At 69.6% G+C, this 12897-nt stretch carries 11 protein-coding genes; 9 read left to right on the top strand and 2 right to left on the bottom strand.

The annotated features are described in order from the left end of the window. Positions 1 to 318 precede the first annotated feature (318 nt). The 9 genes from aceK (at position 319) to bioB (ending at position 10361) form a co-directional block, all read left to right on the top strand. Positions 319 to 2139 carry a bifunctional isocitrate dehydrogenase kinase/phosphatase gene (gene aceK, locus MBR110_RS03330; RefSeq protein ID WP_059461190.1) on the top strand — a complete coding sequence of 607 codons (1821 nt, stop codon included), beginning with the start codon at positions 319 to 321 and terminating at the stop codon, positions 2137 to 2139. A 66-nt stretch (positions 2140 to 2205) separates the two neighbouring features. Then, a complete protein-coding gene (gene can, locus MBR110_RS03325; RefSeq protein WP_011886175.1) occupies positions 2206 to 2973 on the top strand; it encodes a carbonate dehydratase in 768 nt (255 codons plus the stop codon). Between the two features lie 82 nt (positions 2974 to 3055). Then, the gene (locus tag MBR110_RS03320) at positions 3056 to 3733 is read left to right on the top strand and encodes an SDR family oxidoreductase (protein ID WP_011886176.1); all 678 of its coding nucleotides are present in this window, start codon (positions 3056 to 3058) and stop codon (positions 3731 to 3733) included. 39 nt (positions 3734 to 3772) lie between these two features. Further along, positions 3773 to 4210 (top strand): YchJ family protein, encoded by a 438-nt coding sequence (locus MBR110_RS03315; RefSeq protein WP_011886177.1) that lies wholly within the window; start codon positions 3773 to 3775, stop codon positions 4208 to 4210. Positions 4211 to 4317: 107 nt separating this feature from the next. Next, entirely contained in the window at positions 4318 to 5595 is a 1278-nt protein-coding gene (locus MBR110_RS03310; protein WP_011886178.1) for a dienelactone hydrolase family protein, read from the top strand. Between the two features lie 431 nt (positions 5596 to 6026). After that, positions 6027 to 7373 (top strand): adenosylmethionine--8-amino-7-oxononanoate transaminase, encoded by a 1347-nt coding sequence (bioA, locus tag MBR110_RS03305; RefSeq protein WP_059463389.1) that lies wholly within the window; start codon positions 6027 to 6029, stop codon positions 7371 to 7373. Further along, positions 7370 to 8581 carry an 8-amino-7-oxononanoate synthase gene (gene bioF, locus MBR110_RS03300; protein ID WP_011886180.1) on the top strand — a complete coding sequence of 404 codons (1212 nt, stop codon included), beginning with the start codon at positions 7370 to 7372 and terminating at the stop codon, positions 8579 to 8581. Before bioA ends, bioF begins: the two co-directional genes overlap by 4 nt. Continuing rightward, complete coding sequence (gene bioD / locus MBR110_RS03295) at positions 8578 to 9297, top strand: dethiobiotin synthase (protein WP_011886181.1); 720 nt, start codon at positions 8578 to 8580, stop codon at positions 9295 to 9297. The genes bioF and bioD overlap by 4 nt, the downstream gene beginning before the upstream one ends. A 44-nt stretch (positions 9298 to 9341) precedes the next feature. Further along, complete coding sequence (gene bioB / locus MBR110_RS03290; protein ID WP_011886182.1) at positions 9342 to 10361, top strand: biotin synthase BioB; 1020 nt, start codon at positions 9342 to 9344, stop codon at positions 10359 to 10361. A 250-nt stretch (positions 10362 to 10611) separates the two neighbouring features. Here bioB and MBR110_RS03285 read toward each other — a convergent pair whose 3' ends face one another. Together MBR110_RS03285 and MBR110_RS03280 are read right to left on the bottom strand one after the other, a co-directional pair. Continuing rightward, positions 10612 to 11337, bottom strand: a complete 726-nt coding sequence (locus MBR110_RS03285) for a copper homeostasis protein CutC (protein WP_059568260.1) — start codon at positions 11335 to 11337, stop codon at positions 10612 to 10614. Between the two features lie 160 nt (positions 11338 to 11497). After that, on the bottom strand, positions 11498 to 12784 hold the full coding sequence (locus MBR110_RS03280; protein ID WP_011886184.1) for a sensor domain-containing phosphodiesterase: 1287 nt from the start codon (positions 12782 to 12784) through the stop codon (positions 11498 to 11500). Positions 12785 to 12897: the final 113 nt, after the last annotated feature.

Genomic DNA, 12897 nt, shown 5'->3' with positions numbered 1-12897 from the left:
GGGCGCGGGCGGCCCGAGCCCGAGCCCGCACCCGGCGGACGACGCGCGCGCCGCTGCGCTTATCGCGTCGATTCTAGCGCCGCCGCGCGATGCGGGCCGTGCGGCGCGCGTTCGCCGCGCGAAAAAAGTTCGTGCCAGAATCGGTTCCGTACCCGCATCTTTGCGCGAAGATGCACCGAACCGCCTGCAACGGCGCACAACGCGCGTTGTGACGGCCGTCGGCGCGGCGTCGCGGAAATCATTGAAACGCCGACTTGGGCGCTAGAATGGCGAGTGCTTACGGTCCCTCTACGGTCCCTCTCGAACGAGCCTGCACGCATGAATCACTTCCCCAAACTGCTGTCGTCGCAGATCGGTTTCGACATCGCGCAGACGATGCTCGAATACTTCGACCGCCACTACCGGATCTTTCGGGAAGCCGCCGTCGAAGCGAAGACGCTGTACGAGCGCGGCGACTGGCACGGGCTGCAGCGCCTCGCACGCGAGCGGATCACGTCGTACGACGAGCGCGTGAAGGAATGCGTCGAGCTGCTCGAGGACGAATACGACGCCGAGAACATCGACGACGAAGTGTGGCAGCAGATCAAGCTGCACTACATCGGGCTGCTCACGTCGCATCGCCAGCCCGAGTGCGCCGAAACCTTCTTCAATTCGGTCTGCTGCAAGATCCTGCACCGTTCGTATTTCAACAACGACTTCATCTTCGTGCGGCCGGCGATCTCGACCGAATACCTGGAGAACGACGAGCCGGCCGCGAAGCCGACCTATCGCGCGTACTATCCGGGCACCGACGGGCTCGCGGCCACGCTCGAGCGCATCGTCACGAACTTCCAGCTCGAGCCGCCGTTCGAGGACCTCACGCGCGACATCGGCTGCGTGATGCAGGCGATCGACGACGAGTTCGGCCAGTTCGATGCGGCGCCCAATTTCCAGATTCACGTGCTGTCGTCGCTGTTCTTCCGCAACAAGAGCGCGTACATCATCGGCCGCATCATCAACGCCGATCGCGTGCTGCCGTTCGCGATGCCGATCCGCCACGTGCGCGCCGGCGTGCTCGCGGTCGATACGGTGCTGCTGCGCCGCGAGCTGCTGCAGGTGATCTTCAGCTTCTCGCACTCGTACTTCCTGGTCGACATGGGCGTGCCGTCCGCGTACGTGGATTTCCTCTGCACCATCATGCCCGGCAAGCCGAAGGCCGAAATCTACACGTCGGTGGGCCTGCAGAAGCAGGGCAAGAACCTGTTCTACCGCGATCTGCTGCACCATCTGTCGCATTCGAGCGACCGCTTCATCATCGCGCCCGGCATCAAGGGCCTCGTGATGCTGGTGTTCACGCTGCCGTCGTTCCCGTACGTGTTCAAGATCATCAAGGATCACTTCCCGCCGCCGAAGGAAACCACGCGCGCGCAGATCATGGAGAAGTACCAGCTCGTGAAGCGCCACGACCGGCTCGGCCGGATGGCCGACACGCTCGAATATTCGAGCGTCGCGCTGCCGCTGTCGCGGCTCGACCATGCGCTCGTGCGCGAGCTCGAGAAGGAAGTGCCGTCGCTGCTCGAATACGAGGACGACAACCTCGTGATCGAGCATCTGTACATCGAGCGGCGGATGACGCCGCTGAACCTGTACCTGCAGAACGGCAGCGACGCGGACATCGAGCACGGCGTGAAGGAGTACGGCAACGCGGTGAAGGAGCTGATGAAGGCCAACATCTTCCCCGGCGACATGCTGTACAAGAACTTCGGCGTCACGCGCCACGGCCGCGTGGTGTTCTACGACTACGACGAGATCGAATACCTGACCGACTGCAACGTGCGGCGCGTGCCGCCGCCGCGCAACGAGGAAGATGAACTGTCGGGCGAACCGTGGTATACCGTCGGCCCGCACGACATCTTTCCGGAAACCTACGGTCCGTTCCTGCTCGGCGACCCGCGCGTGCGCACCGTGTTCATGAAGCACCACGCGGACTTTTTCGACCCGGCGCTGTGGCAAGCGAGCAAGGACAAGCTGTTGCAGGGCGAATTGCCCGATTTTTACCCGTACGACACGTCGCTGCGCTTTTGCGTGCGCTATGCCGCCCGCTTCGACGCGACGCCGGACCACGACGACGGCGCCGGCGCCGCGCAGCGCGCCGCCTGACGCACTGGCGACGCAGCTCGCCCGCGCGCGCCGTCGCCCCGACTTCCGCCAACGGAATCCACATCGATGAACACCCAGGACAATCCGCTTTCGCATCTCTTCGCCAACAACGACGCGTGGGTCAAGCGCCAGCTCGCCGAGGATCCCGAATTCTTCACGCGGCTGGCCGACCAGCAGGCGCCCGAATATCTGTGGATCGGCTGCTCGGATTCGCGCGTGCCGGCCAACCAGATCATCGGCCTGCCGCCCGGCGAAGTGTTCGTGCATCGGAACATCGCGAACGTCGTCGTGCACAGCGACCTGAACTGCCTGTCGGTGATCCAGTTCGCGGTCGACATCCTGCGCGTGAAGCACATCATGGTGGTCGGCCATTACGGCTGCTCCGGCGTGAACGCCGCGCTGCACAACCGCCGCGTCGGCCTCGCCGACAACTGGCTGCATCACGTGCAGGACGTGCGCGAGCGCCACGCGGCGCTGCTCGACGAATGGCCGGTGGGCGAAGCGCGCTATCGCCGGCTGATCGAGCTGAACGCGATCGAGCAGGTCGTCAACGTGTGCCGCGCGACGATCGTCAACGACGCGTGGGCGCGCGGCCAGTCGCTCACCGTGCACGCGCTCGTGTACGGCGTGCACGACGGCCGGATGCGCAACCTCGGGATGTCCGTATCGCGGTTCGACGCGCTCGAGGCGACCTACCGGCGTTGCGTCGCGGCGCTGACCGCCCGCGGCCAGCATGCGCCGGACAACGACATGGTCGCCGCGGACGCCGCGCATCTCGAACACGTCGCGCAGGCGGTCGCCGACACGCTGAAGCCGTGCGACGACGCGCAGTAATCGTAACGGGCGCGACGCGCACCGCATCGACCCGACACACGGCGCTGCCGCGACGGCGGCGCAAACCAAAGGAGCGGCGAACATGAAAACCGTACTGATCGTCGGCGCATCGCGCGGCCTCGGGCGCGAATTCGTCCGGCAATACCGGCGCGACGGCTGGAACGTGATCGCGACCGCGCGCGACGACGCGTCGCTCGCGGCGCTGCGGGCCGCAGGCGCCCACGCGCATGCGCTCGACATCGCGCAGCCCGAGCAGATCGCGGCGCTCGGCTGGAAGCTCGACGGCGAGCGGCTCGACGCGGCCGTTCTGGTGTCGGGCGTCTACGGGCCGCGCACCGAAGGCGTCGAGACGATCGGCAACGAGGACTTCGACGCGGTGATGCACACCAACGTGCGCGGGCCGATGCAGCTGCTGCCGATCGTGCTGCCGCTCGTCGAGGACGCGCGCGGCGTGCTGGCCGTGGTGTCGAGCCGGATGGGGAGCATCGCCGATGCGACCGGCACGACCGGCTGGCTGTACCGCGCGAGCAAGGCGGCGCTGAACGACGTGCTGCGCATCGCGTCGCTGCAGACGCGCCACGCTGCGTGTATCTCGCTGCATCCCGGCTGGGTGCGCACCGACATGGGCGGCGCAGAAGCCGCGATCGATCCGGAAACGAGCGTGACCGGCATGCGCCGCGTGATCGCCGAGGCCGGCGCGGACGTATCGCGCGCCAACGGCCGTTTCCTCCAGTACGACGGCGTCGAGCTCAGCTGGTAAGCCGAGGTCGCAACCCGACGTCGTCAATTCACGATTCTCATGATTTCGAACCGACCCGATGCGTGCCCGTGCGGCGGCGCATCGCCGGCCCCGGCCGGCAAAACCGCGGCGCCGCGCTATGCGGCATGCTGCGGCCGCTTCATCGACGGCGGCGAAGCCGCGCCGAGCGCGCTGGAGTTGATGCGCTCGCGCTATAGCGCCTATGTGCTCGGCGCGACCGACTACCTGCGCGCGACCTGGGACGCGCGCACCTGCCCGGCCGATCTCGACGCCGATCCGGCCGCGCCCGACGCGCCGCGCTGGCTCGGCCTTGCGATCAAGCGCCACACGCCCGTCGACGCGAGCCACGCGCAGGTCGAGTTCGTCGCGCGCTACAAGGTCGGCGGCCGTGCGTACCGGCTGCACGAAACCAGCCGGTTCGAGCGCGACGAGCGCGGTTTCTGGCGCTATGTCGACGGCGAAGTAAGCGAACGCTGACAAATAGTTGCTGTGTCAGACGCCGGGTAATTCCCGCATTGCACAACCCGAATTTGTCGGGCTAGGATGGCTGTCAGATCGGTCATGTTGCATGGCAGGGCTTACGAATGGCGTTCAGCAAAGCATTGGTGGGATGGATGGCGGCCAGCGTGCTGTCGGCCGCTCAGGCCGGTACGCTGTCGACCGTCAACGTCGGTACGAACGCCGGTGCGACCGGCGGCTCGCTCGCACGCGCCGAGCGCTTCGATTACGGCACGTCGGGTCTCCCGCAGGTCGCCGCCAACCTCAACGAACAGATCATCAGCATTCCGGCCGATGCGTCGGGCTCGGTGATGCTCGAAGCCACGCTGTTCAAGCCGAACGGCCCCGGCCCGTTCCCGCTCGTCGTCTTCAATCACGGCAAGAACACCGGCGATCTGCATCAGCAGCCGCGCAGCCGGCCGCTCGCGTTCGCCCGTGAATTCGTGCGCCGCGGCTATGCGGTGATCGCACCGAACCGCCAGGGCTTCGCCGGCTCGGGCGGCACCTACCGGCAGGAAGGCTGCAACGTCGGCAAGAACGGCCTCGCGCAAGCGGCCGACGTCGACGCCACCGTGCGCTACATGTCGCATCAGCCGTACGTCGATGCGTCGCGCATCGTCGTCGCGGGCACGTCGCACGGCGGGCTCGTGTCGGTCGCGTACGGCACCGAAGCGGCGCCGGGCGTGCGCGGCATCATCAATTTCTCCGGCGGGCTGCGCCAGGATCTCTGCGACGGCTGGCAGCGCAACCTCGTCGACGCGTTCGGCCAGTACGGCGCGCATACGAGCGTGCGCTCGCTGTGGCTGTACGGCGACAACGACTCCGTGTGGACGCCCGGGCTCGTCGCGCAGATGCACGACGCGTACGTGTCGCACGGCACGCAGGCGCAATTCGTCGATTACGGCCGCTACAAGGACGATGCCCACCGGCTGATCGTCGATCGCGACGGCGTGCCCGTGTGGTGGCCGGCCGTGCATGCGTTCCTCGCGGAGCTGAACCTGCCGACCTCGGTGCGCTACGCGGTCGCGAACCCGCACGAGCCGAAGGCGACCGGCTACGCGTCGATCGATTCGGTCGATGCGGTGCCGTTCCTCGACGAAGCGGGCCGCGAAGGCTATCGGCACTTCCTGAACCAGCATCCGAGCCGCGCGTTCGCGGTGTCGTCGGAAGGCGCGTGGTCGTGGGCCGAAGGCGGCGACGATCCGATGGCGCTCGCGCTCGACAACTGCTCGAAGCAAAGCGCCGGCGCATGCCGCCTGTACGCGGTGAACGATCGCGTCGTGTGGAACGGCAACACGACGCAAACCGCCGATAGCGGCGACGCTGAAACCACCACCGACACGCGCGCACTGGCTTCGCGCTGACGCTCCCGGGCGCGACGCCGCGGCGCGCGCCCGTCCCGCATCCTTTCCCGCCTCGCTTCGCCGCCTGGCTTTCCTGCCCCGCTTCCCCGCCCGCTCTGTCGAGCAGCTGCCGCTCAGCCGCGCGGCGCCACGCCACGCCCGTTTCTCCTTCCAACCCCGATTCTTCCGGCTCGCTCGCGCCGCTTTCCCACGATTTTTTTCTGTTGGGTGGGCTCACTCGAACGTCGTCATCTGCGGTCATTTCGGAGCATCTGGCGCGTACCGTTCCGAGCGCCCCCGATCTGCGCCGAACTCCCGTCCCATAAGGCTTTGCGGCGTTTGTAACCGGTAGTGCAACGGGCCGCGGAACACGCTAATCTCAGCGCGTTTTCCGTCAGTCGCCGCGCGGCATCCGGTTCGATGCCCGCCGCCGTTTGTCTCCCGGAGTTGCCTTGAGTACGCCAGCCACCGACGACTGGGTCGCGCGCAGCCTGCGCGCGGTCTGGCACCCCTGCACCCAGATGAAACACCACGAGCGCCTGCCGCTCGTCCCCGTCGCGCGCGGCGCCGGCGTATGGCTGTACGACCGCGACGGCCGCCGCTACTTCGACGCGATCAGCTCGTGGTGGGTGAACCTGTTCGGCCATGCGAATCCGCACATCAACGCCGCGCTGAAGGACCAGCTCGACACGCTCGAGCACGCGATGCTCGCCGGCTGCACGCACGAGCCGGCGATCGAACTCGCCGAGCGGCTGCATGCGCTCACCGCGCGCACGCTCGGCCACGCGTTCTTCGCGTCGGACGGCGCATCGGCCGTCGAGATCGCGCTGAAGATGAGCTTCCACGCGTGGCGCAATCGCGGCCAGGGGGACAAGCGCGAATTCGTGTGCGTCGCCAACAGCTATCACGGCGAGACGATCGGCGCGCTCGGCGTGACCGACGTCGCGCTGTTCAAGGATGCGTACGACCCGCTGATCCGCAACGCGCACGTGGTCGCCTCGCCCGATGCGCGCGGCGCGCAGCCGGGCGAGACGGCCGCCGACGTCGCGCAGCGCGCGCTCGGCGACGTACGCCGCCTGTTCGCCGAACGCGCCGGGCAGATCGCCGCGCTGATCGTCGAGCCGCTCGTGCAGTGCGCGGCCGGCATGGCGATGCACGATCCGTCGTACGTGCGCGGGCTGCGCGCGCTGTGCGACGAGTTCGGCGTGCATCTGATCGCCGACGAGATCGCGGTCGGTTGCGGCCGCACCGGCACCTTCTTCGCGTGCGAGCAGGCCGGCGTATGGCCCGATTTCCTGTGCCTGTCGAAAGGGATCAGCGGCGGCTATCTGCCGTTGTCGCTGGTGCTCACGCGCGACGACGTGTACGCGGCGTTCTACGACGACGACACGACGCGCGGCTTCCTGCATTCGCATTCGTACACCGGCAACCCGCTCGCGTGCCGCGCGGCGGTCGCCACGCTCGAGCTGTTCGCGCGCGACGACGTGCTCGCCGCCAACGCGCGCAAGTCGGCCGCGCTGCGCGCCGCGCTCGCGCCGCTCGACGCGCATCCGCAGGTGCGCCACCTGCGCGAGCGCGGCACGCTGTTCGCGTTCGACGTCGCACTCGACGGCGACGCGGCGCGCGGCTTCTCGCGCCGCTTCTTCGAGCGCGCGCTCGAGCGCGAACTGCTGCTGCGCCCGATCGGCACGACCGTGTACCTGATGCCGCCGTACGTGATGACCGACGACGACATCGCGTGGCTCGCGCAACGCACGCGCGACACGCTCGACGCCACGCTCGCGGAGGCCGCACGATGAAGCCGGGCGCGCCACCCATCGCCACGCCGCTGCTCGACACGCTGCAGCGCGGCCTCGCCGAGCTCGACGCACAGGGCCTGCGCCGCGTGCGCCGCACCGCCGACACCGCCTGCGACGCGCACATGCGCGTCGACGGCCGCGACATCGTCGGCTTCGCGAGCAACGATTACCTCGGCCTCGCCGCCCATCCGGCGCTCGTCGCCGCGTTCGCCGAAGGCGCGCAGCGTTACGGGTCGGGCAGCGGCGGCTCGCATCTGCTCGGCGGCCATTCGCGCGCGCACGCGCGCCTCGAGGACGAACTCGCCGGCTTCGCGGGCGGCTTCTCCGACGCGCCGCGCGCGCTGTACTTCAGCACCGGCTACATGGCCAACCTCGCCGCGATGACCGCGCTCACCGGCAAGCAGGCGACGATCTTCTCCGACGCGCTGAACCACGCGTCGCTGATCGACGGCATCCGGCTGTCGCGCGCGAACGTGCAGATCTATCCGCACGCCGACATGCACGCGCTCGGCGCGCTGCTCGATGCGTCCGATGCGCCGACGAAGCTGATCGTCAGCGACACCGTGTTCAGCATGGACGGCGACCTCGCGCCGCTCGCCGAACTCGTCGCGCTGGCCGAACGCCACGGCGCATGGCTCGTCGTCGACGACGCGCACGGCTTCGGCGTGCTCGGCCCGCAAGGCCGCGGCGCGCTCGCGGCCGCCGCGCTGCGCTCGCCGAACCTCGTCTACGTCGGCACGCTCGGCAAGGCCGCCGGCGTCGCCGGCGCGTTCGTCGTCGCGCACGAGACCGCGATCGAATGGATGATCCAGCGCGCGCGCAGCTACATCTTCACGACGGCCGCGCCGCCGGCGGTCGCGCACGCGGTGTCGGCGAGCCTGAAGGTGATCGGCGGCGACGAAGGCGACGCGCGCCGCGCGCATCTCGCCGCGCTGATCGAACGCACGCGCGCGCTGCTGCGCGCGACGCGCTGGCAGCCGGTCGATTCGCACACGGCCGTGCAGCCGCTCGTGATCGGCAGCAACGACGCGACGCTCGCGGCGATGCGCGCGCTCGACGCCCGCGGGCTGTGGGTGCCGGCGATCCGCCCGCCGACGGTGCCGGCCGGCACGTCGCGGCTGCGCATCTCGCTGTCGGCCGCCCATTCGTTCGACGATCTCGCGCGGCTCGAAGCCGCGCTGATCGCAGCCAGCGAGGCGAGCGCATGAGCACCGCACTGTCCGTTTTCGTCACCGGCACCGACACCGAGATCGGCAAGACCTTCGTATCGGCCGCGATGCTGCACGGCTTCGCGCGGCACGGGCTGCGCGCGGCCGCGCTGAAGCCGGTCGCGGCCGGCGCGTACGAGCGCGACGGCATCTGGCGCAATGAGGACGCCGACCAGCTCGACGCCGCCGCGAACGTCGCGCTGCCGCCCGAGCTGCGCACGCCGTTCCTGCTGAAGGCGCCGGCCGCGCCGCACATCGTCGCCGCGCACGAAGGCGTGACGCTCGACATCGACACGATCGTCGCGAGCCATCGCGAAGCGCTGACGCGCGCGAACGTCGTCGTCGTCGAAGGCGTCGGCGGCTTTCGCGTGCCGCTCAACGACACGCAGGACACGGCCGATCTCGCGGTCGCGCTCGGCTTGCCGGTCGTGCTCGTCGTCGGCATCCGGCTCGGCTGCATCAGCCATGCGCTGCTGACGGCCGACGCGATCCGCCAGCGCGGCCTCACGCTCGCCGGCTGGGTCGCGAACCACGTCGATCCGGCGATGTCGTACGCCGACGAAAACGTCGCGACGATTCGCGACTGGCTCGCGCGCGAGCATCGCGCGCCGCTGCTCGGCCGCGTGGCGCACCTGCGGCCCGCCGCCCCCGAATCCGCCGCGGCGATGCTCGACATCGCCGCGCTCGTCGACACGCTGCGCCGCGCGCAGCATTGACGCCCCCATCCCCACGTTCCCGCATCCAGCACAGGAAAACCACCATGACCCAAGCCCAGACCGCCGCCGTGCAACCCGACGCGATCCCCGTCGCGGCACCGACGCCGCAGCGCTGGCGCGTCGCCGACGTCGTCGCGCTGTTCGAGCTGCCGTTCAACGACCTGATGTTCCGCGCGCAGCAGGTGCATCGCGAGCATTTCGATGCGAACGCGGTGCAGCTGTCGACGCTGCTGTCGATCAAGACGGGCGGCTGCGAGGAGGATTGCGGCTATTGCTCGCAGTCGTCGCACCACGACACGGGGCTGAAGGCCGAGAAGCTGATGGACGTCGACGCGGTGCTCGAGGCCGCGCGCGCGGCGAAGGCGAGCGGCGCGAGCCGCTTCTGCATGGGCGCCGCATGGCGCAATCCGAAGGAACGCCACATGCCGGCGCTAACCGAGATGGTGCGCGGCGTGAAGGAGCTCGGCCTCGAGACCTGCATGACGCTCGGCATGCTCGAGGACGAGCAGGCGCAGCAGCTCGCGCACGCAGGCCTCGACTACTACAACCACAATCTCGACACGTCGCCGGAGTTCTACGGCCAGGTGATCTCGACGCGCACGTACCAGGACCGTCTCGACACGCTCGACCGCGTGCGCGACGCGGGCATCAACGTGTGCTGCGGCGGCATCATCGGGATGGGCGAGTCGCGCCGCGAGCGCGCGGGGCTGATTTCGCAGCTCGCGAACCTGAATCCGTATCCGGATTCGGTGCCGATCAACAACCTCGTCGCGATCGAAGGCACGCCGCTCGAAGGCACCGCGCCGCTCGATCCGTTCGAGTTCGTGCGCACGATCGCGGTCGCGCGCATCACGATGCCGAAGGCCGTCGTGCGCCTGTCGGCCGGCCGCGAGCAGCTCGACGACGGGCTGCAGGCACTGTGCTTCCTCGCGGGCGCGAACTCGATGTTCTACGGCGACCAGCTGCTGACGACGAGCAACCCGCAATCGCAGAAGGATCGCGCGCTGTTCGAGCGGCTCGGCATGCGCGCGAGCGACGCGGACGCGATGTCCGCCGACGCGTAAGCGTCAGTGCGCTCGCCCGCCGCGCACGAAGCGGCGGGCGGATCTGCGCGGCTTCCGGCGCTCCCATGCGCCGGGGCGGCGGCTGTTCGGCGATCTCGCGGGCTTGCCTGAACGAAGCGCGCAAACGACGCTGCCGCGTAAACGACAAAACCCCATGCTCCGAAAAACACGGGGTTCGTCAGCGTTCCGAGCCGGGACATCCGCCGGCTTTTTCTCTCCGCAACACCGGCGCACGACCCCGACGCCCGCCTCACACGTGCGCCGCCGCGCCGTCGAGCGCGGCGCGCACGCGCGCGACCTGCTCCGCGTCGACGGGCGCGAGCACTTCGCCGCGCGGCCGCACGCCCGAGCCGAAATGCACCGCCCGCACGCCGGTGGCGCGCACGAAATCGCCGACCGCATCGACCGTCAGCCCCGAGCCGGCCAGCACCGTGCACGTCGTGCCGGCCGCCTGCCGCACCAGCCGCGTGATCGTCGCGACCGCGTCGAGCACCGACGGATGGCCGCCCGAGGTCAGCACCGACGTGACGGCCGGCACGCGCAGCAGCGCGTCGAACGCGGCGTTCAGATCGCGGGCGACGTCGAAGGCGCGGTGGAACGTGAGCGCGCGCCCGTCTGCGGCGGCCGCGATCCGCGCGAGCGCGTCGACATCGACGTCGCCGTGCGCATCGAGCGCGCCGAACACGACGCCGTGCGCGCCGGCCGCGACAGCCGCGCGCACGTCGCGCTCGATCACGCGCAGGTCGTCGGCGTCGTAGACGAACGAGCGGCTGTGCGGGCGCACGATCACGTTGACCGGAATCGGCACCGCGGCGACGACGGCCTCGATCAGGCCCACGCTCGGCGTGAGCCCGCCTTCGCTGATCGCGGTCACGAGCTCGAGGCGGTCGGCGCCCGCGCGCGCGGCGGCCCGCGCGTCGCCGACGGTCGTCGCGATGACTTCGAGAAGGACGGTGGAAGCGGCAGTTCGGTTCATCGGCAGGCTCGCGAATCGTCTGGACAATTCGCGCATCCTAGCCGAGCGGCGCGACGCGCGCCAGCATCCGGCGCGCGCCGCCCGTCGGTGCGCTACGGCCCGTTCATGCGAAAAACGGGCTTGCTCCCCTGTTTGGAAAGATTCGTTCGCGGGGCCGGCCCTACGCGCCGTCGGCCGTGTCGTCGCGCCAGTCGATATCGCCGCACAGCACGTGCAGCGCATCGCCGATGCGCACGGCCACCGACAAGGTCACGCACGGCTGCGCCTCGCTGATCGACAGATACGGGCGCGTCAGCTGCACGCGCCCCGGCTCGGCGATCGCGGTGCGGAAATACGGCCGGCGCAGCCAGTTCGCGCCCTGCGCGTCGGCCAGCGGCGAGAACCGCGCCTCGGCGAGCGCGCGGTCCGCGCGCAGCACGACGTTGCGGCCGGACTGACGGCCGCGCGCGTCGAGCAGGAAGCAGCGCGCGGCGTCGTCGAGCGCGAGAAAGTTCCAGCACACCTCGTCGAGCGCTTCGCCGGCCGCGAGCCGCTCGGCCGCGCGTTCGAACGCGCGCAGGTACGGCGCGAGCCGCTGCGCATCGCGCCGCTCGCGCGCTTCGGATTGCTGCCGGAAGCGCTCGGTCAGCTCGCCGATGCAGCCGGTCGCCGCCGCGCTGTCGGGCAAGCCGGGCGCCGGGCGGCCGAAGTAATAGCCCTGCACGAAATCGGCCTCGCACGACAGCGCGATCTGCGCGTCGTGCTCGGTCTCGATCCCCTCGACGAGCACCAGCTTGCCGGCCTCGTGCAACAGCGTGACGAGCCCGTGCAGGATCGCGGTGAGCCCCGTGCGATGCGCGGCGTGCGACAGCATGATGCGGTCGAGCTTCACGATGTCGGGGTTCAACTGCCAGATCCGCTCGATGTTCGAGTGGCCGGCGCCGAAATCGTCGAGCGCGATCAGGAAGCCCTGCGCGCGAAACTCGCGCACGGCGTCGGCGAGCCGCTCGACGTCTTCCGCGCGCTGTTCGAGCACTTCGAGCACGACGCGGCGCGGCGGCATGCCGAGCCGCTTCAGGTTGGCGAGCAGCGCGGCGGCCTGGAACGGGTCGGTCAGCACGCCCGGATGCACGTTGAGAAACAGCCATTCGCGCTCCGCGCCGAGCAGCGCGAAATTCTCGAGATGCAGCGCCTGCGCGAGCCGGTCGAGCTGCAGCAGCTCGCCCTGGCGCGCGGCCTGGCCGAACACGTCGAGCGGCGACACCGCACGGTCGAGCGGATCGTGCGCGCGCAGCAGCGCCTCGTAGCCCACCGCGCGCTGGTGCGACAGGCTGAAGATCGGCTGAAACACGGTCGTGAGCGTCAGCTCGTGGTGCTGGGTCGCCAGCCGTTCGAAGCCGGAGCTCATCTCCCGCTCGAAACGATACGGCGACGCGGCAGCCGGACGCTCCTGCTGCACGATGGTCATGGCTGCCTCCTGCCGATGCGGCCGAACGTGGCGGGTGAACGGGGCGGCGCGCGCAATGTCATGGTGAATTCCTCGGTGCTCCGGTCGTTGCCGGACGGTACGCAAGCATCAAG

Source organism: Burkholderia sp. MBR-1, assembly GCF_013822785.1.
GTDB classification, from domain to species: Bacteria; Pseudomonadota; Gammaproteobacteria; order Burkholderiales; family Burkholderiaceae; genus Burkholderia; species Burkholderia vietnamiensis.
This window is presented reverse-complemented; position numbering and strand designations above follow the sequence as displayed.

Coding starts and splice junctions, on each gene's coding strand:
- MBR110_RS03320 (WP_011886176.1), top strand. CDS start 3,056: ATGAAAACCGTACTGATCGTCGGCGCATCGCGCGGCCTCGGGCGCGAA.
- aceK (WP_059461190.1), top strand. CDS start 319: ATGAATCACTTCCCCAAACTGCTGTCGTCGCAGATCGGTTTCGACATC.
- MBR110_RS03280 (WP_011886184.1), bottom strand. CDS start 12,784: ATGACCATCGTGCAGCAGGAGCGTCCGGCTGCCGCGTCGCCGTATCGT.
- bioF (WP_011886180.1), top strand. CDS start 7,370: ATGAAGCCGGGCGCGCCACCCATCGCCACGCCGCTGCTCGACACGCTG.
- MBR110_RS03315 (WP_011886177.1), top strand. CDS start 3,773: ATGATTTCGAACCGACCCGATGCGTGCCCGTGCGGCGGCGCATCGCCG.
- bioB (WP_011886182.1), top strand. CDS start 9,342: ATGACCCAAGCCCAGACCGCCGCCGTGCAACCCGACGCGATCCCCGTC.
- bioD (WP_011886181.1), top strand. CDS start 8,578: ATGAGCACCGCACTGTCCGTTTTCGTCACCGGCACCGACACCGAGATC.
- MBR110_RS03310 (WP_011886178.1), top strand. CDS start 4,318: ATGGCGTTCAGCAAAGCATTGGTGGGATGGATGGCGGCCAGCGTGCTG.
- can (WP_011886175.1), top strand. CDS start 2,206: ATGAACACCCAGGACAATCCGCTTTCGCATCTCTTCGCCAACAACGAC.
- MBR110_RS03285 (WP_059568260.1), bottom strand. CDS start 11,337: ATGAACCGAACTGCCGCTTCCACCGTCCTTCTCGAAGTCATCGCGACG.